Genomic DNA, 25,724 nt, shown 5'->3' with positions numbered 1-25,724 from the left:
CTAGCTCAGTATTCATCAGCGACAGGACCCGAAGGCCCGGTCACATATTTACGTGGCTGGGTCTTCGTCCCATTTCCACACAAATTCTGCATCGACGGCGAGGGTGTCGAAGTATTCTTTCTCCTGCTCTTCCCAGGTCTCAAACCACTCGTCGTAGTCGGGGTCGCGCTTGATGGCGCGGGCGCGGCGTTCATCGCGCGGGCCGTCGATTTTTACGGTGATCACTGCGCCGCGTTCCTTGGCGGCTTCGATGTTGTCGTCGGTGACGGTGCCCACGCCCTCGACGACGAGGCTGTCACGCACATCGAGGCTGGCCCAGTCGCCAGGGGCACCAGCTTCCCAGTTCCACCGCCAGTAACCGGGGTTCATCCCGCGCAGCACTTGCTCGTGCACCATGCGGGAGCCTTCTTGCAAGCCATACCAGCCAGGATAAAACTCATCGAGGTGAACTACGCGCCACCCCGTTCTTTCAGCTAAAACACTGGCTGCGAGCGTCTTGCCCGCACCAGACGGTCCGTCAATTAATACGGTTACCGGTTGCATGGGCCGTTTTCGCGAAGCGACGGCCCTTTCAATGTCATTAAGTAGGCGGTCTAAATCACTATCTACAGTCATAATCCAAAGAATCTCCAGGAATCAGTAACCACCGAAACTACCACCGGCACGGCTGCGAGTCCCACCACTACCACCATAACTAGGTAGTCCTTGCGCACAAGTGTCGATGATCGAGCCCACGTTCGCTGGCGCGTCCCAACGCGCGCAAAGCCACGAGCTTCCATTGCGGTGGCTAGTTTTCCGCCGCGCCGTAGGGCGAGAACCAGGAGGGCAAAGGCCATCGTCGCTAAGCGTTTGATGCGTCCCTCATCCGCCAGGCCGCGTGCCCTACGGGCTAGCGAAAGCGTTTCCCAGTCGTTTTGGAGCATCGCAAACATGCGCACCGCTGCAACGGCACCCAGTACGAATCGCGGCGGTAAGCGCAGAATCTGGCACAGCGCATCGCCGATCTCCGTTGCCTCCATATCGCGTGCCAGCACAATCATCGGCAGCGCAACGGCGAGCACACGCAGGGTAATCGCAATGGCTAGCTCGACGGAGTTCTCACTAATCGTGATTGCCCACCAGGAGAAGTAGATTTCTCCACCCGGGTCTCCGTAGAGCAACATCGACACACCCGATAGCGCCGCCAGGACGAAGAGGAACCAACCCCGGCGCAACAAGTCCGCGGCACCCACCAGCGGCGCGAACACCGCCACAATGACCAAAGCGACCGCTGCTGACACCCAGTCGACCGATAGCAGCAGCGGTGTGGCAAAGACGGCCATCGCGAAAATGCGCGTTACCGGGTTTACGCCGGCTAAGAGGTTTACTCGCGTGTTAGCCATTGGACACCTCCACGCGGTAGTCCCCCAGTGCTGCGATAAATTGCGGGTCGTGGGTCACCGAGGCGATGGTGGTGCCAGAATCGGCAAGCTCGCGCAACAGACGCACCAACTCGGCAAAGGTTTCCGGGTCCTGGCCGTAGGTGGGTTCATCGAGAAGCAACACCTCCGGGGTGGCGACAAGTGCCGCGGCGACAGACAATCGGCGCTTCTCCCCACCCGACAAGGTAAAAGGATTAGCGTCAGCGACGTGTTCTAAGCGCATCGAAGCCAAAAGCCTATCGATGCCCGCGTGCTCCTCATCCACGCCCATCACCCGGGCACCAATCTCCATTTCCTCGCGCACGTTGCGCGCAATGAAACTGTGCTCCGGATTTTGAAAGACAAAGCCAATGCGGGTGGCCAAATCCTTCGACGACCATTGATGGGGCGCACCCTTGACCGACCCGCGAATATCAGCTGCTACCTGCACCTTTCCCTTGCGTGGTTTAAGCAAACCACCCATGGTCATCAACCATGTGGACTTGCCCACGCCATTCGGCCCAGTAATCACCGTCGAGGCACCGCGCGGCAACACATAGTTTCGTGGTGGTCCCCAACGGGTCAATAGGTCCTGAGACGCAAGAGCCGGAGTCTGGTGTCCGTTTCCAATGTCTTTTCGCGCCGACGGTAACTGCGGCACGGGACGGGTCGCGAGGACATCGGCGACGGGGCCTTCGCTGACGATGGTGCCCTGTTCCAGACAAAGGGCGCGGTCGAGGACGTGCTCCCAGGGCTGCGCGTTATGCTCGACGACGATGAGTGTCGCGCCGGTGTCAGCGACGATGCGGTCGACAGCGTCGATGACAGACGCAGCTCCCGCGGGGTCGAGGTTGGCGGTGGGTTCATCGAGAAGCAGCACGCCTGCGCCCATGGCGATAACACCGGCAAGTGCCAGGCGCTGTTTCTGGCCACCAGACAGCCGGTCCGTGGGGTGGTCCAGTCCTACCTCGAGGCCAACAAGGTCCACAGCGTGGTGGACGCGGCGCCAGATCTCGTCGCGTTCGATGCCGAGGTTCTCGCAACCAAAAGCAACGTCGTCGCCGACACGACCGTAGACAACCTGCGAGTCGGGGTCTTGGAGGACCAAGCCGACGGGGACGTCGCGGCCGGGTTGCTGGGTGTCGCCGTAGGCATCATAAAGCATGATGCTTCCGGACTGCTGGCCTTCATCGTCGCCGCCGAGAACTCCTGCAATAGCGGAGACCAGCGTCGATTTGCCAGAACCAGAATCGCCGCACAGCAGCACCCGTTCACCGGGCTGAATATCGAAATCAATGTCCTGCAGCGCAGCAGTGCTGCGGCTTGCGTGCTTCCAACCATAACCCCGGGCGCGAATGCCCGTGGCCGCCACTTAACGTGCCTCCCGGCCTACCGCGAAGCGATCCAGCACGCCGGTGCGTGCCAAAGCTTGGACCAGGAAGTAGCCTACGATGCCGGCGATGACGATACCCGAAATCGAGGTCGCGATGAGGTAGTAGATGTTGAACTCCAGGGAGCGTGCCAGGTTGCCGGAGGTAAACAGCTCGAGGATGAAGGCACCTACGCCCGCACCCAACCCGGCGAGTGCAGCAACACCAAGGTTGAAACGCTTGTAGAGGAAAATCGCGAAAATGATTTCCGCGCCTAGCCCCTGGGCCAGACCGGAGTAAAGCGTGCCGATGCCCCACTGCGAGCCGAGTGCTGCCGAGACAGATGCTGCAAGCGTTTCGACGTAGATGGCCGCACCCGGCTTGCGGATGACAAGGCCACCAATGACACCGGCAATGAGCCAGCCACCAGTAGCAATGCCACCAAAGCCAGGGGTGAGCGAATCCATGGCGAGGAACCATGCGTAGCCAACAGAATTCCAAACCAGGAACAGCAGGCCGCAGGCCACGCCCAACACGGAGGCCACCACGATGTCGATGACGCGCCACGACAGCGTGCGCTGCGGTTTAACAGAAGCGGTGGCAGGGGATGAAGATACAGAGGTACCCAAAATTTCTATCCTTCCTATCGCCGGTATTACCCGGATCAGGTTCGACGGTTCTACAGGCGGTCTCGTCTGTAGTCTCAGCCCCCAGCGCGGGAGCACCCGTTAGATTGCCGCTTCAGCATAGCAAAATCCCCGTTCTATACCCCTTAACAGGGCCAGAACGGGGATTTTCGCGTTTACCGCTTTAGAACGGGAAGTCCTCATCCAGCGGGACGGAGGCGCCGGTGAACTCGGCAAAGCCGTCATCGCCGTAGATGGAATCGCCGTAAGTCGGGATGGAGTACGCAGCGTTGCGTGCGGCCTCGGTCGGCTTGACGGAGATGTTGCGGTAACGAGAGATACCGGTACCAGCCGGGATCAACTTACCGATAATCACGTTCTCCTTCAGACCGATGAGCTTATCGGAGCGCTTGTTGATAGCCGCGTCGGTAAGCACACGCGTGGTCTCCTGGAAGGAGGCTGCGGACAGCCAGGACTCGGTAGCCAGGGAGGCCTTGGTAATACCCATGATCTCCGAGCGCAGCTGAGCCGGCTCGCCACCTTCGGCAACCTGTGCGGCGTTGATCTGCTTGGCCTCAGAAAGGTCAACCAGGGTACCCGGCAGGAACTCAGTGGAACCTGCATCGATGACGGTACCGCGACGCAGCATCTGGCGGATGATGATCTCGATGTGCTTGTCGTGGATGGCCACACCCTGGGTGCGGTACACGGCCTGCACTTCGTCGATCAGGTGCTTTTCGACGCCACGGCGGCCCAGCACCTCCAGCACATCGTGCGGGTCGGCAGCACCGCGCATGAGGCGCTCGCCGGTCTCCACGTGGTCACCATCGCGCAGGGAGCGCTCGATCATGGCCTCTGGGTTGGACTCCATCGGGCGGCGGACCTGAGCCAGGCCCTGACGCTTCGACAGCTTCTCGTAGACAACATCGTCGGAGCCGTCATCCGGGTGGATGGTCAGGGTCCAGAAGTTGCCCTCGTCGGACAGGGACACGGTGCCGTCGACAGAAGCGATCGGTGCGCGGTTCTTCGGGTTACGAGCCTCAAACAGCTCCTGAACACGCGGCAGACCACCAGTAATGTCGCCACCGACACCACCCTGGTGGAAGGTACGCATGGTCAGCTGGGTACCCGGCTCACCAATCGACTGTGCAGCGACGATGCCGACTGCCTCGCCGATGTCGACCAGCTGACCAGAAGCCATGGACTTGCCGTAGCACTTAGCGCAGACACCAGCCGGGGTCTGGCAAGTCAGTACGGAACGGACCTTCAGGTCGGTAACGCCAGCGTCCAGCAGCTTGTCGGTGAGTTCCTCGGTGAGGTCCTCGCCAGCAGCGGCGATGACGTTGCCCTCGTCGTCCTTGACGTCGGAAGCGATGACGCGGCCGGAAGCGGAGGTCTCCCACAGCTCGTGCAGGGTAGCCTTGCCGCCTTCGACAGCCGGAGCCTCGCCGATCGGGACGCGCACGCCCTGGCGGGTGCCACAGTCCTCTTCGCGGACGATGACGTCCTGGGCCACGTCCACCAGACGACGGGTGAGGTAACCCGAGTCGGCGGTACGCAGTGCGGTATCGGCCAGGCCCTTACGGGAACCGTGGGAGTTGTTGAAGTACTCCAGCACGGACAGGCCTTCACGGAAGGAGGTCTTAATCGGACGGGTGATGTAATCGCCGTGCGAGTTCACCACCATGCCCTTCATACCGGCCAGGGTCCAGATCTGACGCATGTTACCGGCAGCACCGGACTTCACGATCATCGGAATTGGGTTGTCGTCCGGGTACATATCCTCGACCGCGTTACCCACGGTGTCGGTTGCATCCTTCCACAGCTCAACCAGACGGTCGTAGCGCTCGCGCTCGGTCAGAGCACCCTGCTCCCAGTACTTGCGCTCGATGCGCTCTGCTTCCTTCTCGTAGGACTCGAGCACCTCGGTCTTGTTCGGCAGAACCAGCACGTCGGACATGGTAATCGTCACGCCGGAACGGGTTGCCCAGTAGAAGCCAGCGTCCTTCATCTTGTCCAGGACCTGAGCCACAGTGATCATCGGGTACTTGGCTGCAAGGTCGTTAATGACATCGCCCAGCAGTACCGAGTTAGCCACGCCGCCCTTACGGACCATGACGCCCTCGAGGTACGGGTAGTTCCACGGCAGCAGATCGTTGAACATGATGCGACCCAGGGTGGTCTCTGCCAGCCAGGCATCGCCCTTGTTCCAGCCATCCGGGAAGAGCTCGTTTTCGATCTCTGCCGGCGGGCGCAGGTGGGAGATGCGGACCTTGATCGGAGCCTGCAGGCCGAGCACACCGCGGTCGCGAGCCATGATGGCCTCGGCGTAGGAGGAGTACACACCCTGTGCCGGACCGTTCTCGTCGGCCTCGCGGTAGCGACCCTCGCCACCGATCTCGTCCTCGGACTTGTCCATGGTCAGGTAGTACAGACCGGTGACCATATCCAGACGCGGCATGGCCAGCGGCTTACCGGAAGCCGGGGACAGAATGTTGTTGGAAGCCAGCATCAGCACGCGGGCCTCAGCCTGAGCCTCAGCGGACAGCGGCAGGTGAACTGCCATCTGGTCGCCGTCGAAGTCAGCGTTGAACGCCTCACAAGCCAGCGGGTGCAGCTGAATAGCCTTACCCTCGACCAGCTTCGGCTCGAAGGCCTGGATACCCAGACGGTGCAGGGTAGGTGCACGGTTGAGCATCACTGGGTGCTCAGCAATGGCCTCTTCCAGAACGTCCCACACCTCGGAGCGCTGACGCTCCACCATGCGCTTCGCGGACTTGATGTTCTGTGCGTAGTCGTTTTCGACCAGGCGCTTCATGACGAACGGCTTAAACAGCTCGAGAGCCATCAGCTTCGGCAGACCACACTCATGCAGCTTCAGCTGCGGACCGACAATAATAACCGAACGGCCGGAGTAGTCCACACGCTTACCCAGCAGGTTCTGGCGGAAGCGGCCCTGCTTACCCTTCAGCAGGTCAGACAGGGACTTCAGCGGACGGTTGCCCGGACCGGTGACCGGGCGGCCGCGACGACCGTTGTCGAAGAGCGCGTCCACAGACTCCTGCAGCATGCGCTTCTCGTTGTTCACGATGATCTCTGGTGCACCCAGGTCGATCATGCGCTTCAGACGGTTGTTGCGGTTAATCACACGACGGTAAAGATCGTTCAGGTCGGAGGTAGCGAAGCGGCCACCGTCAAGCTGAACCATCGGGCGCAGCTCCGGCGGGATCACCGGGATTGCGTCCAGAACCATGCCTGCCGGGTCGTTGCCGGAGCGCAGGAAGGCTGCAACAACCTTCAGGCGCTTCAGCGCACGCATCTTCTTCTGGCCCTTGCCGTTGTTGATGACCTCGCGCAGGGACTCAGCCTCTGCCTCGAGATCGAAGTTACGGATCAGGGTCTGGATAGCCTCAGCACCCATGCCGCCGGTGAAGTAATCCTCGTAGCGGTCGACCAGCTCGTCGTAGATGGTCTCGTCGATGATCATCTGCTTCGGAGCCAGCTTGATGAAGGTATTCCAGATCTCATCCAGGCGTGCGACCTCGCGCTCGCCGCGCTCACGGATGTGCTGCATTTCCTTTTCAGCAGCGTTCTTGATCTTCTTACGAGCATCAGCCTTGGCGCCTTCAGCCTCCAGCTCAGCCAGATCTTCTTCCAGCTTGGCGGCACGCTCAGCAATTTCTGCCTCGGTGTCGTCTTCTACGTCCTTCTTCTCCAGCAGCATTTCTGCTTCCAGAGTGGACTGGTCCTGGTGGCGAGCCTCTTCATCCACAGAGGTGATGATGTTGGCTGCGAAGTAGATGATGCGCTCCAGATCCTTCGGAGCGAGATCCAGCAGGTAGCCCAGGCGGGACGGAACGCCCTTGAAGTACCAGATGTGGGTTACCGGAGCGGCCAGTTCAATGTGGCCCATGCGCTCACGGCGCACCTTGGACTTGGTCACCTCGACGCCACAGCGCTCACAGATGATGCCCTTGTAACGCACACGCTTGTACTTACCGCAGGAGCACTCCCAGTCGCGGGTAGGACCGAAGATGCGCTCGCAGAACAGGCCGTCCTTCTCCGGCTTGAGCGTGCGGTAGTTGATGGTCTCTGGCTTTTTGACTTCGCCCTTGGACCAACGACGAATGTCGTCGGCGGTGGCCAGACCGATGCGGAGCTCGTCGAAGAGGTTTACGTCGAACACGTAAATTCTCCCTTTCATCCTCGAATACGAGGAATTGATGGCTTTTAAGATTTATACGGTTAACGCCCGCCGCCAGCCGGTAGGGCCGGCGGGGACCGAAATGTCATTTCGCGGTACTAGGCGATGTCAGCCGAGGAACCCTCGTCGCGGGACAGGTTAATGCCCAGCGACGGGCTGTCCATGTCGTCCTCATCGGAACCGGACAGCTCCATCGGAGTGCCGTCGGTGGAGAGAACCTCCACGTTCAGGCACAGCGACTGCAGCTCCTTGAGCAACACCTTGAAGGACTCCGGAATGCCCGGATCCGGGATGTTGTCGCCCTTGACGATTGCCTCGTAGACCTTCACACGACCAACCACGTCATCGGACTTGATGGTCAGCAGCTCCTGCAGGGTGTAGGCAGCGCCGTAAGCCTGCATTGCCCACACCTCCATCTCGCCGAAGCGCTGGCCACCGAACTGGGCCTTACCACCCAGCGGCTGCTGGGTAATCATGGAGTAAGGGCCGGTGGAACGGGCGTGAATCTTCTCGTCGACCAGGTGGTGCAGCTTCAGCATGTACATGTAGCCAACCGAAACTGGGTACATGTACGGCTCGCCGGAGCGACCATCGAAAAGCTTTGCCTTGCCGTCGCCGTCGACCAGCACGTCGCCGTCGCGGTTCGGGCGGGAGGAAGCCAGCAGGCGGCCGACCTCTTCGTTGGAGGCACCGTCGAAGACCGGGGTGGCGGTCAGCGAGTCCGCTGGGACATCGTAAAGCTCTTCCGGCAGGGTCTTGAGCAGCTCTTCGTTAGCCGGATCGTCCACGTCGACCTTCCAGCCAGCGTGAGCCAGCCAGCCAAGGTGAACCTCGAGCACCTGGCCGATGTTCATACGACGCGGCACACCGTGGGTGTTCAAGATGATGTCGACCGGGGTGCCATCCTCCATGAACGGCATGTCCTCAGGCGGCAGGATCTTGCCGACAACACCCTTGTTGCCGTGGCGACCTGCCAGCTTGTCGCCGTCCTGGATCTTGCGTTTCTGGGCAACGTAGACACGAATCATCTCGTTGACACCAGGTGCCAGATCGTCGTCTTCCTCGCGGGAGAAGCGGGCAACGCCAATGACCTTGCCGACCTCACCGTGCGGAACCTTCATGGAGGTATCGCGGACCTCGCGAGCCTTCTCACCAAAGATGGCGCGCAGCAGGCGCTCTTCCGGAGTCAGCTCGGTCTCGCCCTTCGGGGTGACCTTACCGACCAGGATGTCGCCCGGGCGAACATCTGCACCGATGCGCACGATGCCGCGCTCATCCAGGTCAGACAGGACATCTTCGGAGACGTTCGGGATCTCGCGGGTGATCTCCTCCGGGCCCAGCTTGGTGTCACGAGCATCAATCTCGTGCTCCTCGATGTGGACAGAGGTCAGAATGTCCTCTTCCACAATGCGCTGGTTGAGGATGATGGCGTCCTCGTAGTTGTGGCCTTCCCACGGCATGAACGCAACCAGCAGGTTGCGGCCCAGCGACATTTCGCCGTTGTGGGTACCCGGGCCATCGGCAAGCACCTGGCCTGCTTCAACACGGTCACCAATGGACACCAGTGGGGTCTGGTTGTAGTTGGTGCCCTGGTTGGTGCGCTCGAACTTGCGCAGCATGTAGGTATCGCGCTGGCCCTCGTCGTCCATGATGGTGATGAGGTCAGCGGTGACGTTTTCCACGACACCAGCCTTCGGGGTGATGACCAGGTCGCCTGCGTCGTAAGCAGCGCGCTGCTCCATACCGGTGCCCACGAAAGGAGCCTCGGAGCGAACCAGCGGGACAGCCTGACGCTGCATGTTGGCACCCATCAGTGCACGGTTAGCATCGTCGTGCTCCAGGAACGGAATCATGGCGGTTGCCACAGAGACCATCTGGCGCGGGGAGACGTCGACGTAGTCCACGCCGGAAGCCTCGGTCACGCCGATGTCGCCGTCCTTCAGACGGACCTCGATGCGGTCGCCGATGATGTTGCCCTCAGCGTCCTGCTCGACCTCAGCCTGCGCAATTGCGAAGCGATCCTCTTCATCAGCGGTCAGGTACTCGACCTGGTCGGTGACCTTACCGTCGACAACCTTGCGGTACGGGGTCTCGATGAAGCCGAAGGAGTTCACGCGTGCGTAGGAGGCCAGGGAGCCGATCAGGCCAATGTTCGGACCCTCAGGGGTCTCAATCGGGCACATACGGCCGTAGTGGGAAGCGTGAACGTCGCGGACCTCAATGCCGGCGCGGTCACGGGTCAGACCACCCGGGCCCAGCGCGGACAGGCGGCGCTTGTGGGTCAGGCCCGACAGGGAGTTGTTGTGGTCCATAAACTGCGACAGCTGCGAGGTACCGAAGAACTCGCGGATGGCAGCAGAAACCGGGCGCACGTTAATCAGGGAGGTCGGGGTAATCGACTCAGCGTCCTGAGTGGTCATGCGCTCACGAACCACGCGCTCCATGCGGGACAGGCCGACGCGCACCTGGTTCTGGATCAGCTCGCCCACGGTGCGCAGACGACGGTTACCGAAGTGGTCGATGTCGTCGGTGTTGATGGAAATGGTCTCACCGTTCGGAGCCTGCATCTCGCGCTCACCGACGTGCAGACGCACCAGGTACTCGAGGGTGACGGCAATGTCTTCCTCGGTCAGGGTCATCAGACCATCGTGATCGCCGCCCAGGCCCAGCTTGCGGTTGACCTTGTAACGGCCGACCTTAGCCAGGTCGTAGCGCTTTGCGCGGAAGAAGGAGTTGTCCAGCAGGGACTGTGCGAGCTCGCGGGTCGGCTGCTCGCCTGGGCGCTGCTTGCGGTAAATCTCCAGCAGTGCCTCGTCGGTGTTCGACACACCGTCGGACTCCAGGGTGGACATCATCAGCTCGGAGAAGCCGAAACGCTCACGGATCTTCTCCTCGGACCAGCCCAGTGCCTTCAGCAGCACGGTCACTGGCTGACGACGCTTGCGGTCGATACGGACACCCACGGTGTCGCGCTTATCGACGTCAAACTCCAACCATGCACCACGCGACGGAATCACCTTCACGGAGTGCAGCGGGCGCTCCGTGGACTTGTCGATGGTCTGGTCGAAGTACACACCCGGGGAGCGCACCAGCTGGGACACGACGACACGCTCGGTGCCGTTCACGATGAACGTGCCCTTGTCCGTCATCAGCGGGAAATCGCCAATGAAGACGGTCTGGGACTTAATCTCCTTGGTGTCGTTGTTAATGAACTCCGCCGTCACGTACAACGGCGCGGAGTAGTTAATGTCCTTTTCCTTGCACTCGTCGACCGTGTTCTTGGTCGGCTCAAAGCGCGGCTCGGACAGGGACAATGACATGTTGCCCGAGTAGTCCTGAATCGGCGACAGCTCTTCGAGGATGTCCTCGAGGCCGCTGGTTACGCGCGCGTCTTCGCCGCGCTCGGCCTGCTGCTTTTCACGCCACTCCGGCGTGCCGACGAGCCACGAAAAAGAGTCAAGTTGTAGATCGAGGAGGCCCGGTAGAGCGATAGGCTCGCTAATCTTCGCGAACGAGTATCGCTTCGGGGCTCCAGGGATATTGGCCACTGACTTGGTCTGGCGGGAGACTGCCAAGATGGGTCCTTCCAGCACCTCACGCGGATTGCTTCCTCGCCCTGGCCGACGAGGCGCAAAACCGCTGGTAATTTTAGCATTCGGTCTGCTGTGGAATACCTGGGTTCAGAAAGCACAAAATCACCTTGTCAAGTGAGGTTTTGCCATCACCTACTCGAAAGGCTAAATGTGCACCGAAGATCCAGATTCCAGCGCAAAGAAACAGCCTATACTAAACCAGCTGGCATGTAAAGGTGCGCGCAACCCACCCCTGGTGTTGCAGCGCATTTCGGGGGAATCATCTACGTGGTTCCGCAAAGCGCTTCCCCAGCGCTTTGTTCCAAGGGCAGCCTACCATCATCCTCGCGATATTCCGCAAGTGGACGCGTGCCTATTTGCTCACAGGCACACTATTTCCCTTACGATGGGAGCCCTTAGGGCGCTTACCCTGGGACTTCTTGCCACCAAAAGCTCCAAATGCACCCAGCAAACCAATCAGAATCAGGATGGCGCCGACGATAATCGCGACCCAGCGTGCAATATTTGCCGCTACTGGATTGTGGAATTCATCGGCCTGCGCCAGCAGCTCCGCGCGCTCTTCCTCACTGGTGGCACCCTCAAAGACGAAAGCACGCTCCTTTCCGACGCCCGCCCGGTCACCGTAGTAATCATCAATCGCGACCTCTAGACCGACAATCATGCCGGTCTCCTGGTCCACGAAGTAGTCACGCGTGCCCGAGTGGTACAGATAGCCCTGCTCGGTCTCGCCTTCTTCTTCGCCTTCCAGCTGCGTCGTCGTACCCAGCGCGGAGTACAACGTCGCCACGTTCACCGGCTCAATTTCCTGGTGGTAGCGGTAGACCGTACGGCCCTCGATGTCCATTTCTTCCTGGAAGACCGCATCGCGCGCCTGGCGCAGCGTCGGGTCAAAGACCGGGTACGTGGTCTGCTCGGCATCGGCCGGGAACTTCATCCAGTAGCCCTCAATCGGGACTTCATCGCTCGGGCTGGCAATCGTGTGGCTCAAATTCGCCGGCGTGACCGCCTCACCGGTCAGACGATCCATGGAATAGGTCCACACCTTTGCCGAAGCCAAATCCTCCAGTCCCTCGCCCTGTCCGCGCATCGTCGACTCACCCACACGAATAGTCGCATTGTCCTCATCCGCCGGATTCTGGACATCCATGTGCAGCTGATAAGTCAGCGGGCCCTCATAAGGCTCCTCACCTTCCTCACTCAAAATGCGCGCGTGCCCCGACTCGTCGTGCAGCGTCCACGTCGACTTCTCCAAATCCAACGGCATACGCGCGTTGTAGTTCAGAAAAGCCGGCGCCACGATACCTGCAGCCACCAAGGCAACACCGAGGCCGAGCAGGAGCACAGAGAAAATACGGGACTTGGGCAACATGAGGCCTTATTCTACAGCCCGAATCCTTCCAAACCTGCAGCCACCGCCCCGCGCGTACTGCAGTGTTACGGCCGCAGCTCACACCCCTCCTGCACATCCCCACACCTGGAAACCCACACCACTCCGACCAGAAGACATCACTCTGACCAGCACTAACGCACCATGCTTATCGATGCCCACTCATACAACCCGACTACCCCACCGAATCGAAGCCAAAATTCGGCCGAATCAGCGCCAAAATGACTCCAGAACCCCACACCTAATCCCCGAGACCATTGGATGAATATGTCTGCTACATCAGACATGTACATTCGAACCCGAAAACGGGAAAATCCCGCTGCACCGAAACGGTGAGCGGGATTTGAAGTCCAAGTGAAATTACTTGAGCTCGACGGAAGCGCCAGCCTCTTCCAGCTTGGTCTTAGCAGCCTCAGCGTCATCCTTGGATGCGCCCTCGACGATAGCCTTAGGAGCGGACTCAACCAGTTCCTTAGCTTCCTTCAGACCCAGGCCGGAGACGATCTCGCGGACAGCCTTGATGACGCCGATCTTCTTAGCGCCAGCGTCGGTCAGAACGACGTCGAACTCGGTCTTCTCTTCCTCAGCAGCGCCGCCCTCAGCCGGAGCGCCAGCAGCAACGGCAGCAACCGGAGCAGCAGCCTCAACGTCGAAGACCTCTTCGAATTCCTTAACGAACTCAGAGAGCTCGATGAGGGTCATTTCCTTGAAAGCTTCAATGAGCTCGTCCTTGGTGAGCTTAGCCATGATGGCCATCCTTTCTGTGCGGAACCTTTGCGGTTCCAAGTTGTTGGTTTGTGTGTGGGCGCAACCCGTCTGGGTTTACGCGAAATTAAGCTTCTGCTTCCTTCTTGTCCTGCAGCGCAACAGCGGTGCGGACCATCTTGGTAGCAGGGGCGTTGAATACAGCCGCAGCCTTTGCCATAGAACCCTTCATGGCACCAGCCAGCTTCGCGAGAGTGGTCTCGCGGTTGTCCAGCTTGGCGATGGCTTCAACCTGTTCAGCGGTCAGTGCGCCGCCGTCCATGTAGCCACCCTTGACGACGAATGCGTCATTGTCATCAGCGAACTTCTTGATGACCTTTGCTGCATCCACTGCCTCGCCCTTGATGAACGCAATTGCGGTCGGGCCAGTCAGCTGCTCGTCAAGACCTTCGATGCCAGCTTCCGCGGCAGCGATCTTGAAGAGGGTGTTCTTGGCGACGGAGTAATCAACATCGAAACCCAGCTCGTTACGCAGTTCCTGCAGCTGAGCAACAGTCAGGCCACGGTACTCGGTCAGAACGACAGAGTTGGCGTCAGCCAGCTTTTCCTTCAGTGCTGCAAGGTCTGCAGTGTTCTTTGGGTTTGCCATGTGATTCTCGCCTCCTTCCAAAACATCTCTAAATGATTCCGCGGGGCTTGTCTTGGCATCCACGATGCGCAAACAACAAAAGCCCCGTGCAAGAGCACGAGGCGCACAAATCTTTTCAAAGATTAAGGTGCAACAAGCGTCTCCTGCGTGGGCCGCCCCATTACGGGGACCTTCGATTCAGGCGTTGACCTGAATGACCGACGGTCTTCGGTGAAACTTGAGCTCGGCCAGCCGGGCTGACCGTTCAAACTTCGCTAGTTACCCTACACTGCACTTCCACATACGCCAAAACGCTTGCCGAGCAACTTAGTTACTCCAAGCTTGTACGGCACCAGCATGGCCGGTGAGCACCGTAAATACGATGACCACCAGTGCGCCAATCACGCCGAGTACTCGCAAGATGATGCACAGTGCACGGTTATCGACGAACCTGCGCAGCAGCATGTCGCCAAAGAAAGCACCGAGCATGACCAGCTCGCCGCCGAGCATGAAGTTGGCATAGAGCAAGTGGTCGGCCAGCGGACCCGGGCTGGACTCACTGAGCCCTTGCATCGCCAACAGCTCCTCGCCACTACTGCGGGAGACAATGGTGGCAATGAAGCCGATGACGCCACTGACTGCGGTGAGGATCTGGAAGCCCCGGGAGGTGGAGCGCAGTGCCCACCAGATGATGAGAAGGGCAGCTACTGGAGCAAAGGCAACTGCGAAGTGGACGAACATGGGGTGGGCTGGAATGCCAGCAATCGTTGTGAACATTCTTGAAGTATGCGCCTCGCATTTGCGCTGTTAAACGAAGTACATCCTTGCCTAATCACCACCCGACCTGGTCTTTTTCCATCCTCACAGCAACCTAACGGCTAGTGTCCAAGAAACTAGTGATCCCCACCCAGCCAACCTGGGTTATTTGCCAGCTCATTGCGGGCATTTGTCCACCCCAAAATTGGCTTTTTCACGCAGGCCGGCACATAAATCGCTACTATTGGACTAATGACTACGCAGCGTATCTTCGACCGGGATAATCCACCCATCGGCAATACTCCGCTCATGCGTCTGGATGCGATTAATCCCCGCGATGACCTTTCCTTTTACGTCAAACTCGAGCAGTTCAACCTTGGCGGTTCTGCAAAAGACCGCACCGCCCGTGCCCTGTTAGAAGATGCCATCGCCAACGGTGACATCGAATCGGGATCGACTTTGATTGAGTCATCGTCAGGCAATTTGGGCATGGCACTTGCCCGACTGGCCCCGCTGCACGGCATGCACTTTCACTGCGTCGTTGACCCGCGCGTGAACGAGTCCACCGTCGCGACCATGCGTGCCTACGGTGCCGAGGTCGAAATGCTCGACCACCCGGATCCTGAGACCGGCGATTGGCTCACGGCTCGCCGCTCCCGCGTGCAAGAGCTTCTCGATGCCATCCCCAACTCCCACAACCTGGATCAGTACTCCAACCAGGCCGCATTCCAGGCCCATTCCGAGGGCACGATGACCGAGATTCTGGAGCAGCTCGGCTTCGCTCCCTCCCACCTGTTAGTTGCCATGAGTACGACCGGCACGCTGGGTGGATGCGTCCGCAAGCTGGACAGCGTCGACGCCCATACGAAAACCATCGGCGTGGATGCGGAAGGCTCCGTCCTCTTCGGCGGCACCCGCGGCACTCGCCTCCTGCCTGGTTATGGCGCTGGTGTGGTCACCGATCTGTCCACCCAATTCGAACCCGACGGCATCGAGCGCGTACCGGACCTCGACGCCGTCATCGCCGCCCGCCGCCTCGCCCGCACCGAGGGCCTATTGCCCGGTGCATCCGGTGGCGCCGTCATCGCTGCCTTCCAGCGCATGGCCCCTGAACTTCCCGAAGGTGCCCAGGTCGTCGCCGTGCTTCACGATGCCGGCCAGCCCTACCTCAACACCATCTACAACGACGACTGGGTCACCGAACACTTCCCTATTGACCAGGATGAGCTGCACGCCCGACTAGAAAATCCCTCTCATGACTAACACCCGCATAGCGATTATTGGCGGTGGTCCACGCGGCCTCTGGGCCGTCGAAGAACTCATCAATCGCGCCACTCGCCCGGTGGATATCACCGTCTTCGACCCCTACCCCGCCGGGGCGGGCGCAGTATATCGCCCTGACCAGCCGCACTGTTGGCGCCTCAACGTCGCCAGCAGCATCGTGAAGACTCACCTGGGCAGCTTCAACGACTGGCGGCGCGACCAGGGCATCGACAGCACCGATCCCTTCCCGCCGCGCGCACAGGTTGGCGAGTTCCTCATCGATAGCTGGCACGCCGCCATCCAGCGCGCCCCAGATAGCATCAGCGTGCGCCACCTGCCCCGCACCGTCGCTACAGTTACCCGCGAGAACGACGAATTCCTCGTCGATGACCAGCCCTTCGACCACGTCCTGCTGTGCACCGGTCACGACCATGACCACCCCGGCGCATTGCATCGCGAGCCCAGCGAAGTGCCCGTCACCGGTCTTTATTTCGGCGCGCACCTGCCGCGTAATCCCCGCCGCATCGGCGTGCGCGGCGCCTCGCTGACCTTCATCGATGTCTGCTTGCGCTACGGCGAAACCGCCGAGGTTATCTACCCCGTTACCCGCAGCGGCCGCTTCATGGAGGTCAAACCCGACCCCGCGCGACCTGGCCCGGAGTTCTCGGAGGAACTGCACGAGCGCGCCTACAACGCCGTCAACGATGCCGAGCTGCGAGCAGTGCTTATCGATGCCGCACTCACCCTCGGTGACTTCCACACCGACGACCTGAGCGCCGTCCTCGATGGCAGCGACTTCTCCGGCGATAGTGTCGGCGAACTACGGCATTCCCTCCAGATTGCCGAAGGCACTGCCCCACTCAATCCCGCCGCAGCCATCGGCGCGGCTTTCCGCGGGCTGTTCTCCAACTTCGTGCAACGCCACGTCGACCACGGCATCGTGCCAGGTTTCCGCGAGCTTTCCCGCACGCTGGAACGCGTCGCCTTCGGACCACCACCAGTCACGGCACGCAGGATGCTGGAATTTATCGACGCCGGCACCATCCAACTCGACTACTTCACCTCGCCTGAGACCATCGAAGCGTGGCAGAGCGGCGACAACAGCGCCCCGGAGATTGACCTGCTTATCGATGCCACCATCGCCCCGCAAGGCAAACCCGCACCATTTCAGGACGTGCCCGGTACCGTCGCTATTGGCCGCATGAACGAAATCGAACTGCCCGGGCATGACTCGCTCAGCAGAAAAGACCACGACCAAATCCCGCAGTGGGCGGAGAAAGTAGCCAACCCATGACCGACAAGATTTTGCCGATTCACGGAACCGTTCCTCTCGCCGCGCGCTGGGAGCCCTGGATGCAAGAGCTACTCAGCAATCCAGAGCAGGTCCGCGCGCTCACCCAGGAGTTCGGCTCCCCAGTTAACGTCCTGGATGCCTCACCGCTGCCGCGTAACGCCGCAGAGCTTATCGATGCCGGCACCTCCCGCGGCGTCAACACCAAAGTCTTCTTTGCTCGCAAAGCAAACAAGGCACTGACCTTCGTTGATGCTGCACGCACCGCAGGACATGGCATTGATGTCGCGAGCCGCGACGAGCTTCTCCAGGTCCTCGATGCCGGCGTGGAACCCGAGCGCATCATCGTCAGCGCTGCCATCAAAACCGACGAACTCCTTCGCATCGCATTGGACGCCGGCGTGGTGATTTCGTGTGATTCCCGCGCGGAGCTAGAACGCATTGGGCGCTTGAATTCCTCCTCCCTGCGCGACGGCATGCCGTCGCGCGCCCGCCTCGCGCCGCGACTAGCCCCCGATCCATCAAAGCTGCCGCCTACGCGTTTTGGTGAGCTGCTCGGTCAGTGGAAGGACGCGCAGTGGCCAGAAGGTGTTGAGGCTGTGGGCGTGCATGTGCATTTGCACGGTTATGCGGAAGCGGATCGTCGTCTAGCACTGGGCGAAGCAATTTCCTTGGTCGACCACCTGCGTGCGCAGGGCCAGCCGACGAAGTTCATTGATATCGGCGGTGGTGTGCCGATGAGTTACCTGGAAGATCCCGCGCAGTGGGAGCACTACCAAAAGCGCATCCAAGCACAGCGTGACGGCACCGGTGAACCGTTTACGTGGAAGTCTGACCCACTGAGCAATACCTATCCCTTCTGGCAGACTCCGACGCGCGGTGAGTGGTTGGGCCAGCTTCTCGATGGCGATACTCCCGAGCACGGCACCACCAAGGAAGCGCTCAGGCAGCGCGATATTGCGCTGCACCTGGAACCTGGGCGCAGCCTGCTCGATGGCTGCGGCATAATCCTGACCGAGGTGTCTTTCCTTAAGTCACGCTCCGACGGGCTGCCGTTGATTGGTGTGGCGATGAATCGCACGCAATGCCGCACTGCAGCGGATGACTTGCTGCTGGACCCTGCGCTCGTGCCGACCGCAGGTGATGTGGAACGTGAGCCGCGCACCGGTTTCATGGTCGGTGCCTACTGCATCGAAGATGAGGTCATTTTGCGTCGCAAGCTCGATTTCCCGGACGGCGTCGCGGTCGGCGATACGATTGCCATTCCGAATACCGCGGGCTACTTCATGCACATCCTGGAATCGGCCTCGCATCAGATTCCGTTGGCGAAGAATATCCGTCGGAATTCGGCGCAGGAATGGGTACTCGACGCCATCGATGTTCGTTAGTTAGAGCGGTTCGTGGTCTAGGGTGTACGCACCCAGGGACTGATACTCATCTTGGGGTTCGCACTCCTGCATCTCGGCATCTGGTCCGAAGAGGGAGAGGAATTCCTCGGCGATGTCTTCGGCTTCCTCGTGGTTCTGTGCGCTGTTACCGCTCACGTATCCGACGGCTTTGTCGCCTTCTAAGACTTCGCATTGAACGGTAAATGTACCGATATCATCCCGACCCTCGTCGTCGGCAGCAACGTCGCCAGTAGCGGCTGGCGACGGCGCTGGTGCGGCGGTCTCTTCCGCGTCTTCCCCGCAAGCTGCCAGACCGAAAGGCAGCGCTAGGGAGAGCAGTGCGCTAGCGAGCGTCTTGGTTGTCTTCATGTCGGCTCCTTGGACTTGATGGGAGCCAGTATAACTACGGGCGCATGCCTTCGAGATACTTTCTGGTGATGTGCAGCTGCACCCGGCGGGCTGCCCAGGGGGCTAGTTTTGCTGGCCACCAGGCGTGACGGGAGAAGGCGCAGCACTTACCCATGACGCGGCCGTCATCGTGAAGCTCAACGATGAAGGCCTCTTCCCCGCACTCAACGTGGCCGGGCAGGGTGCCGTAAACGAGCACCGCACGGTTGTTGGTGCGCTCGCGTTGCAGGATAAGACACGGCGAAAGCGTCGGACCAAAGCGCAGCATGACAGCATCCTCACGCTGTGGGTGCGGGCTGACCTCCACTCCAGCGCGGGCGTGGGCGCGGAAGCTGAAGAGGTTATCGGCTGCCGCCTCAAAAGTTGCCTTGCCATGTCCCAGGAGCAGGGATTCGTTGGTGTGCTGCCAGGTTTTCAAGGGGGCATCGGAAAGCTTCAGGCTCGCACCGCGCAGATGCGCAGGATAAGTAAGGCACATAGCCCAAAATTGTAGCGGGCATAAAACGCCGAAAACCCACCCCGCAGGATGGGTTAGCGCTGGATGTAATTAGTCCAGGTAGTTCTTCTGCACCGAACCGTCGACCGGGATGCCCGGGCCGGAGGTGGTGGAGATGGTAGCGCGCTTGATGTAAACGCCCTTTGCGGATGCCGGCTTCAGGCGCTGGATCTCGTCCATGAGTGCGCCGTAATTCTCAGCCAGCTTCTCAGCGTCGAAGGAAGCCTTGCCGATGATGGCGTGCAGGTTAGCAGCCTTGTCAACGCGGAAGGAGATCTTGCCGCCCTTGACCTCGCCGATAGCCTTAGCAACGTCAGCGGTGACGGTGCCGGTCTTCGGGTTCGGCATCAGACCACGCGGGCCCAGGACGCGAGCAACGCGGCCGACCTTAGCCATCTGGTCCGGGGTAGCGATAGCAACGTCGAAGTCGATGTTGCCAGCGTTGATAGCCTCGAGCAGCTCCTCGGTGCCAGCGATGTCTGCGCCAGCTTCCTTAGCAGCGGTAGCCTTCTCGCCCTCAGCGAAGACAGCAACGCGAACGTCCTTACCGGTGCCGTTCGGCAGGGAGACGGTGCCGCGAACCAGCTGGTCAGCCTTGCGCGGGTCAACGCCCAGGCGGAAGACGACGTCAACGGTGGCGTCGAAGTTCTTGGAGGAGGTCTCCTTGGCCAGCTTGACGGCCTCGATCGGGCGGTACTGGCGGGACTTGTCCACCAGCTCAGCAGCGGCCTTGTAAGCCTTAGACTTGGTGCTCATTATGCAATTCCTTTACTCGAATTGGTGTGGTCAATCGGGCCGAAGCGGGCCCTACCACGCGCCAGGGATTATCCCTGGAGCGATGTAATTTTACTTAGCCGGGATACCTTCAACGGTGATGCCCATGGAGCGAGCGGTACCAGCGATAGCGCGGGCGCCGTTGTCGATGTCACGAGCGTTGAGGTCCTCGAACTTGGTCTGTGCAATCTCCTTGCACTGATCCCAGGTCACGGAGCCGACCTTGTCGGTGTGCGGGACGCCGGAGCCCTTCTGGATACCAGCGGCCTTCAGCAGCAGCTTGGCAGCCGGCGGAGTCTTCAGCTTGAAATCGAAGGAGCGATCCTCGTAAACGGTGATCTCAACCGGCACGACGTTGCCGCGCTGGTTTTCGGTAGCGGCGTTGTAAGCCTTGCAGAATTCCATGATGTTGACGCCGTGGGCACCCAGTGCCGGGCCAACCGGAGGTGCCGGGTTAGCAGCGCCTGCCTCGATCTGCAGCTTGATGAAGCCAGTTACCTTCTTCTTCGGAGCCATCGAATTACCTCAATTCCTGTGGTACCGGGTCACTGCCACGATGAATAACAGTGCCCGTCCGGATGCCCTGTTGCAGGCCACCGGGGGATTTACGTTTGTACATGTGTGCACGAAAAAGGCGCACGGCGTTCCAGTCTAGAACACCGTGCGCCTTAGATCCAAATCCTCACGCCGCGGCAAATTCGCAGCGTGTGTTGGAAAAATGCCTTAGGAAATGCGCTCGATCTCGGTCGGGGACAGCTCCACCGGGGTCTCGCGGCCGAAGATGGACACCAGGCCCTGCATCTTGCCGGTTTCCGGGTCGATTTCGGAAATAGTAGCGGACACCGATGCCAGCGGGCCGGACAGGATGGTGACAGCCTCGCCGACCTCGTAGTCGTGTGCGTAAGCCTTCTTCAGCTCCTTCTCCGGCATGGAGACAACCTGCTCGCCTTCGTCCTTGTTGGCGGCAGCCTCGCCCTTGGAGGCAGCGGTGTCGTTCGGGAGCAGGAACTTGGCGACGTCGCGAATCTTCACCGGGGTTGCATTACCCTCGTTGCCCACGAACGAGGTCACGCCTGGGGTATCGCGGACGACGGACCATGCGGCATCGTTAAGCTCCATGCGCACCAGGACGTAGCCCGGCAGCAGCTTCTTCTTGACGAGCTTCTTCTTGCCGTCCTTGTTGGCCTCGAGAACCTGCTCAATCGGAACGACCACGTCGAAGATGGAGTCTTCCACCTCGAGGGTCTGGGCACGCATGTCCAGGTTGGTCTTCACCTTGTTCTCGTAACCGGAGTAGCACTGAATGATGTACCACTGGCCCGGCAGCTTCTTCAGCTCACGCACGTACTCGCGCAGACGCTTGCGGTACTCCGCATCCGGGTCAGTCTCTTCAGCAGCTGCCAGAGCCTCTTCCGGGTTTGCCGGGGCTTCTTCTGCGGCAGCCTCTGCCGGTACGTCCTCGGCATCCTCTGCTGCGGACTCATCCGCCGCGGTCTGGGCAGCATCGCCTTCGGCGTCGGCTACGGCTTCTGCGGCCTGGTCCTGGACGCTGCCGATCAGCTCGGCCTCCACCGAAGTCTCTACGGTTTCGACGTTCTTCTCGTCGCTCATGGTTTACTCCATCTTCTCGTGGGGCTCGTCGGGTGTTTACCCGCCAGCCTAAGGCAAAAAGTATCCCGCCGTTTCCTGTGCGGAAACCGGCGGGATGAAAGACTTATAGGTTTGTATCCTACTAAGGAGTGAGCACCTGCTCAACTCCCAGGCCGACCAGCGTGTCGACGCCCCATACCAGGGCGGTCATGATGATCAGGAATGCGAAGGTCACCAGGGTGTACTGCACCATCTCCTTCGGAGTTGGCCAGACCACCTTCTTCATCTCGGTGGCGACCTCACCCGGGAAGGCGCCTACGCCGCCGCCGGGGCTCTCCTCGGATTGTGCGCGGGTATCGCGCTTCGCCTCGTAGGCCTGCGACGTGGTGGTATCCGCAGCTCCCGAAAGCTGGCGCTTACCAGTAGGACGCGGTGCGCCTGCCTGTTCATCGCTCACGGCGGTTGTCCTCCTTGGAGACTGAACGCTGAAGGCCATATAAGCCTGCTTAACTTTGACAACTCTAGCAAAGGTCAAGACAAACAAAAAGCCGACCACACGAAGTGGCCGGCCTATTTTGCAGGGGCGACAGGACTCGAACCTGCAACCTACGGTTTTGGAGACCGTTGCGCTACCAATTGCGCCACGCCCCTCTACACCTGGAAACCCTACCAAAGCAGGATGTCCTTGTAGCGATGGCGAGAATTGAACTCGCGACACAGCGATTATGAGTCGCTTGCTCTACCACTGAGCTACACCGCCATATTCACTTCTCAGAAACAAATGTCCTGAGACATGAATGGAGCCCCCTGACAGAATCGAACTGTCGACCTTTTCCTTACCATGGAAACGCTCTGCCGACTGAGCTAAGGGGGCATATCCTCGCCGTAGAACTCAACAATATTTCGTTGTGCTCTCCGTTGCGGACTTCAAAAGAGTAACCCGACTTAAGCTACGAACACAAATCGCCAGCGTATCGCATATTTTCATACACCATGATTGCACGCTTAAACCTACCTTCTTTGTGCAGCTGCCACAGTCAGCACCTCGCCACTCCCCGAGTGTCCATTTGCTCCGCGTTTCACCCCAAAACCTCGCCCGGATCCCAGGAACGCGCGCGAATACGACAAGCTGCCCCGAAAGCAACCCGAGCCACTCTCCTAGGTGTCCATTTGCTCCGCGTTTCACCCCAAAACCTCGCTCGGACCCCAGGAACGCGCGCGAATACGACAAGCTGCCCGGAAAGCAACCCAGTGCCCCACCCCACACACAGGCCCGAACAACCCGTAGAAGACACCAACGCAGTGAAGAGTTAAAACCAAAAAGAACACCCCACGGATTTCCGTGGGGTGTTGGTGGTGCCAGGTAGAAGATTCGAACTTCTGAAGGCAATGCCGGCGGATTTACAGTCCGCTCCCTTTGGCCGCTCGGGCAACCTGGCATGCACTCTGTGGTGCGAGAAGTAACTCTACTACACGCGTCCCCTTCGGGGGCAAATCGGCAGGTTAACCGACTCTTTGCACGGTGTAGTCAGCAAGCTGGTGCAGCGCGCACGTCGCAGCATTCTGAGGCAGGGTGTGCAGTTCAGCATCCACTGCATCGAGGTACTGCTGTACGACTGCCATGGCCTTAGCACGGCCATTGGAAGCATGGAGAAGCTCCAGTGCGCGGCCGACATCGGCATCGGACGTCAGCGGGCCAGTCAACAGGGCGCGCAGCTCCTCACCTACTTCGTTGTCCTCTTCCAACGCATAGAGCACCGGCAGAGTGAAGACACCTTCACGCAGGTCAGTACCCGGGGTCTTACCGGAATCACCCGGGTCGGAGAAGATGTCGATAATGTCGTCAACAATCTGGAAAATCATGCCCACATAGGAACCAATGCGCTTCAAAGCCACAGCATGTTCCGGGCTAGCGCCAGCGTGATAAGCGCCCAAGTAGGACGACGACGCAATCAGCACCGCAGTCTTTTCCTTGATAACCGCCAGGTAATGCTCCACTGGGTTGGCCTCGCCGGCGCCTTCGGTCTCACGCATCTGTCCGGTGACCAGCTCTTCGAAGGTCTCCGCGAAGTGCGAAACGGTATGCGTATCGAGCTCACTCATCAACCTCGATGCGTGAGCCAGCAACGCATCGCCGGCCAAAATGGCGACGGAATTGTTCCAGCGGGAGTTCGCCGATTCCACGCCGCGACGGCGGTCAGCTTCGTCCATGACGTCGTCGTGATACAAGGTGGCAACGTGGACCATTTCCACGGAAGCAGCAGCCTTAATAACGTTGGCGTTGTAAGGGTCAGTGCCGTATTCCGAGGCCAACAGTGCCATCACGGGGCGGAATCGCTTGCCACCCGCGGCGACTAGGTGTTGAGCTTTGTCGTAGACAAATGCTTCACCGCGGTTAATTTCGGTTTGCAGCAATTCCTCAACCGCCGCCACGCCTTCGTGCACGCGAGCGTTGAGCTGCGAGTTGCCCAAGTCGACGGAGTTGTCGCCGTTGCTCATGAAAAGAAGGTCCTTGCTCCTAGTTACCTGATAATCCTTTACTAACCTAGTCCACTACCTAGGGGGAAACATAGTCGAGGCGGCTTAATCTGCAACAATGGTCGACATGCCCAAGCTTTTCGATGTCGCCGTCGTCGGCGCCGGGCCTTCCGGCTCAGCCGCTGCCATCCATGCCGCCCGCGCTGGCTGGGAGGTCGCACTTATCGATGCCGCCGAGTTCCCCCGCGACAAGACCTGCGGCGATGGCCTCACCCCACGCGCCATGCACCAGCTGGATCTGCTGGGCATCAAGGTCAATCCGACCTACCGCAACCAGGGCTTGAAACTGCACGGCTACGGCGGTTCTGTTACCGCACCGTGGCCTGATACTTACCCCAGCACCGAAGGCACCGCCCTGCCGCGCACGCTTTTCGATGCCCAACTCCGCCAAGCAGCCCTCGACCACGGCGTCACGGCCATCCACGGGTCCGCCGCCAAACCAGAGCTTGACGGCAATCGCCTCACCAGCTTCCAAGTCGGCGACGACACCATCCAGGCGAAGTGGACGATTGTCGCCGATGGTGTGCGCTCCACCTTCGGCAAGCAGCTCGGCCGCACGTGGCACCAAGGCGAGGTCTTTGGCATCGCCGCACGTAGCTACGCTGATTCCACCCACGCCAGCGAGCCGTGGATGCATTCGCACGTGGAGCTTAACGATGAATCCGGCACCGTCCAACCCGGCTACGGCTGGATATTCCCCCTCGGTGAGGAACTCGGTCAGGTCAACATCGGCCTCGGCGCCCTGTCGACATCGCAGCGCCCCGCCCGCATCAACACCAAAAAGCTTCTGCAACACTACGCCGCGCAACAGCGCGAGGCATGGGGCCTCGGCGAGATTGAAAAGGTCGCCTCTGCCCTACTCCCGATGGGCGGTGCGGTGTCCAACGTGGCGGGTGCGAACTGGATGCTCATTGGCGATGCCGCTGCGTGTGTCAACCCCCTCAACGGTGAAGGCATCGACTACGGCCTGGAAACCGCACAGCTAGCCGTGGAGATGCTCGACGAGCGCGACTTCACCCTGCTGTGGCCAGAAACCTTGCGGGCCCACTACGGCGAAGCTTTCCTGCTTGCGCGCACCGCGGCACGCCTGCTGACCTATCCACAGTTCCTGCCTTTCGCAGGTCCAGTCGCACTGCGCGGCCCAGTCGGCAAGGCACTCATGCCTGCTGCAGCTCGTCTGATGGGCAATCTGATTACTGACGACGACCGCGACCTCATTGCCCGTGCCTGGCGCCTCACCGGCCAAGGCGTGGCCAAGATACGCCGCGATACTCCCCTCTGGAGCCCGGTGAAAGCTGAATAAGCTT

General features: G+C 60.2%; 21 protein-coding genes, 4 tRNA genes and 1 riboswitch. Of the genes, 4 read left to right on the top strand and 21 right to left on the bottom strand.

Features of this window, described 5'->3' with window-relative positions:
* Positions 1-48 precede the first annotated feature (48 nt).
* The 10 genes from UL81_RS01640 to UL81_RS01595 form a co-directional block, all read right to left on the bottom strand.
* Positions 49-615 (bottom strand): nucleoside/nucleotide kinase family protein, encoded by a 567-nt coding sequence (locus UL81_RS01640; protein ID WP_035106507.1) that lies wholly within the window; start codon positions 613-615, stop codon positions 49-51.
* Positions 612-1,382 carry an energy-coupling factor transporter transmembrane component T family protein gene (locus tag UL81_RS01635; protein WP_035106505.1) on the bottom strand — a complete coding sequence of 257 codons (771 nt, stop codon included), beginning with the start codon at positions 1,380-1,382 and terminating at the stop codon, positions 612-614. The genes UL81_RS01640 and UL81_RS01635 overlap by 4 nt, the downstream gene beginning before the upstream one ends.
* On the bottom strand, positions 1,375-2,772 hold the full coding sequence (locus tag UL81_RS01630) for an ABC transporter ATP-binding protein (RefSeq protein WP_035106504.1): 1,398 nt from the start codon (positions 2,770-2,772) through the stop codon (positions 1,375-1,377). The genes UL81_RS01635 and UL81_RS01630 overlap by 8 nt, the downstream gene beginning before the upstream one ends.
* Positions 2,773-3,399: an ECF transporter S component gene (locus UL81_RS01625; RefSeq protein WP_035106503.1), complete on the bottom strand. Its 627-nt coding sequence runs from the start codon at positions 3,397-3,399 to the stop codon at positions 2,773-2,775.
* Positions 3,393-3,507, bottom strand: a riboswitch (TPP riboswitch). It overlaps the preceding gene by 7 nt.
* Positions 3,508-3,580: 73 nt before the next feature.
* Positions 3,581-7,582 (bottom strand): DNA-directed RNA polymerase subunit beta', encoded by a 4,002-nt coding sequence (locus UL81_RS01620; RefSeq protein ID WP_046453181.1) that lies wholly within the window; start codon positions 7,580-7,582, stop codon positions 3,581-3,583.
* A 116-nt stretch (positions 7,583-7,698) separates the two neighbouring features.
* Positions 7,699-11,193 (bottom strand): DNA-directed RNA polymerase subunit beta, encoded by a 3,495-nt coding sequence (rpoB, locus tag UL81_RS01615; RefSeq protein ID WP_046453180.1) that lies wholly within the window; start codon positions 11,191-11,193, stop codon positions 7,699-7,701.
* A gap of 352 nt (positions 11,194-11,545) precedes the next feature.
* Entirely contained in the window at positions 11,546-12,562 is a 1,017-nt protein-coding gene (locus UL81_RS01610) for a DUF3068 domain-containing protein (RefSeq protein WP_046453179.1), read from the bottom strand.
* Positions 12,563-12,940: 378 nt separating this feature from the next.
* Positions 12,941-13,327, bottom strand: a complete 387-nt coding sequence (gene rplL / locus UL81_RS01605; protein ID WP_035106998.1) for a 50S ribosomal protein L7/L12 — start codon at positions 13,325-13,327, stop codon at positions 12,941-12,943.
* A gap of 85 nt (positions 13,328-13,412) precedes the next feature.
* A complete protein-coding gene (gene rplJ, locus UL81_RS01600) occupies positions 13,413-13,934 on the bottom strand; it encodes a 50S ribosomal protein L10 (RefSeq protein ID WP_035106502.1) in 522 nt (173 codons plus the stop codon).
* A 306-nt stretch (positions 13,935-14,240) separates the two neighbouring features.
* On the bottom strand, positions 14,241-14,690 hold the full coding sequence (locus UL81_RS01595) for a DUF2231 domain-containing protein (protein ID WP_035106501.1): 450 nt from the start codon (positions 14,688-14,690) through the stop codon (positions 14,241-14,243).
* Positions 14,691-14,921: 231 nt separating this feature from the next.
* Between UL81_RS01595 and UL81_RS01590 the strand changes: the two genes are divergently transcribed.
* Genes UL81_RS01590 through UL81_RS01580 form a run of 3 tightly spaced genes read left to right on the top strand, consistent with a single transcriptional unit; the run spans position 14,922 to position 18,611 of the window.
* Complete coding sequence (locus UL81_RS01590) at positions 14,922-15,932, top strand: pyridoxal-phosphate dependent enzyme (protein ID WP_046453178.1); 1,011 nt, start codon at positions 14,922-14,924, stop codon at positions 15,930-15,932.
* Positions 15,925-17,226, top strand: coding sequence for an FAD/NAD(P)-binding protein (locus tag UL81_RS01585; RefSeq protein WP_035106499.1), 1,302 nt, complete (start codon positions 15,925-15,927; stop codon positions 17,224-17,226). The genes UL81_RS01590 and UL81_RS01585 overlap by 8 nt, the downstream gene beginning before the upstream one ends.
* Positions 17,223-18,611 (top strand): type III PLP-dependent enzyme domain-containing protein, encoded by a 1,389-nt coding sequence (locus UL81_RS01580; protein ID WP_035106498.1) that lies wholly within the window; start codon positions 17,223-17,225, stop codon positions 18,609-18,611. Before UL81_RS01585 ends, UL81_RS01580 begins: the two co-directional genes overlap by 4 nt.
* On the opposite strand, the gene UL81_RS11440 is transcribed toward UL81_RS01580, so the two are convergent.
* The 11 genes from UL81_RS11440 to UL81_RS01525 all read right to left on the bottom strand — a co-directional run bounded on the left by UL81_RS11440 (position 18,612) and on the right by UL81_RS01525 (position 24,378).
* The gene (locus UL81_RS11440) at positions 18,612-18,980 is read right to left on the bottom strand and encodes a hypothetical protein (protein WP_052097775.1); all 369 of its coding nucleotides are present in this window, start codon (positions 18,978-18,980) and stop codon (positions 18,612-18,614) included. It abuts the gene before it with no gap.
* Positions 18,981-19,014: 34 nt separating this feature from the next.
* Positions 19,015-19,497: a DUF1990 domain-containing protein gene (locus tag UL81_RS01570; RefSeq protein WP_035106497.1), complete on the bottom strand. Its 483-nt coding sequence runs from the start codon at positions 19,495-19,497 to the stop codon at positions 19,015-19,017.
* 69 nt (positions 19,498-19,566) lie between these two features.
* Entirely contained in the window at positions 19,567-20,271 is a 705-nt protein-coding gene (gene rplA / locus UL81_RS01565) for a 50S ribosomal protein L1 (RefSeq protein ID WP_035106496.1), read from the bottom strand.
* 90 nt (positions 20,272-20,361) lie between these two features.
* The gene (gene rplK / locus UL81_RS01560) at positions 20,362-20,805 is read right to left on the bottom strand and encodes a 50S ribosomal protein L11 (RefSeq protein WP_035106494.1); all 444 of its coding nucleotides are present in this window, start codon (positions 20,803-20,805) and stop codon (positions 20,362-20,364) included.
* A gap of 207 nt (positions 20,806-21,012) precedes the next feature.
* Positions 21,013-21,900, bottom strand: a complete 888-nt coding sequence (gene nusG / locus UL81_RS01555; RefSeq protein WP_035106492.1) for a transcription termination/antitermination protein NusG — start codon at positions 21,898-21,900, stop codon at positions 21,013-21,015.
* A 121-nt stretch (positions 21,901-22,021) separates the two neighbouring features.
* Positions 22,022-22,336 carry a preprotein translocase subunit SecE gene (gene secE / locus UL81_RS01550; RefSeq protein WP_035106491.1) on the bottom strand — a complete coding sequence of 105 codons (315 nt, stop codon included), beginning with the start codon at positions 22,334-22,336 and terminating at the stop codon, positions 22,022-22,024.
* Between the two features lie 121 nt (positions 22,337-22,457).
* Positions 22,458-22,530, bottom strand: a tRNA-Trp gene (locus UL81_RS01545).
* 37 nt (positions 22,531-22,567) lie between these two features.
* Positions 22,568-22,639: transfer RNA gene (locus UL81_RS01540), tRNA-Met, on the bottom strand.
* A 38-nt stretch (positions 22,640-22,677) separates the two neighbouring features.
* Positions 22,678-22,753: transfer RNA gene (locus UL81_RS01535), tRNA-Thr, on the bottom strand.
* A gap of 480 nt (positions 22,754-23,233) precedes the next feature.
* Positions 23,234-23,318, bottom strand: a tRNA-Tyr gene (locus UL81_RS01530).
* Between the two features lie 64 nt (positions 23,319-23,382).
* The gene (locus tag UL81_RS01525) at positions 23,383-24,378 is read right to left on the bottom strand and encodes a polyprenyl synthetase family protein (protein ID WP_035106490.1); all 996 of its coding nucleotides are present in this window, start codon (positions 24,376-24,378) and stop codon (positions 23,383-23,385) included.
* 106 nt (positions 24,379-24,484) lie between these two features.
* On the opposite strand from UL81_RS01525, the gene UL81_RS01520 reads away from it, so the two are divergent.
* Positions 24,485-25,720: a geranylgeranyl reductase family protein gene (locus tag UL81_RS01520; protein WP_082099237.1), complete on the top strand. Its 1,236-nt coding sequence runs from the start codon at positions 24,485-24,487 to the stop codon at positions 25,718-25,720.
* The last annotated feature ends 4 nt before the right edge of the window (positions 25,721-25,724 follow it).

It is taken from the genome of Corynebacterium camporealensis, from assembly GCF_000980815.1.
Classification (GTDB): domain Bacteria; phylum Actinomycetota; class Actinomycetes; order Mycobacteriales; family Mycobacteriaceae; genus Corynebacterium; species Corynebacterium camporealense.
Note: the sequence above shows the minus strand (reverse complement) of the source record. Positions and strands in the feature narration are given on the sequence as shown.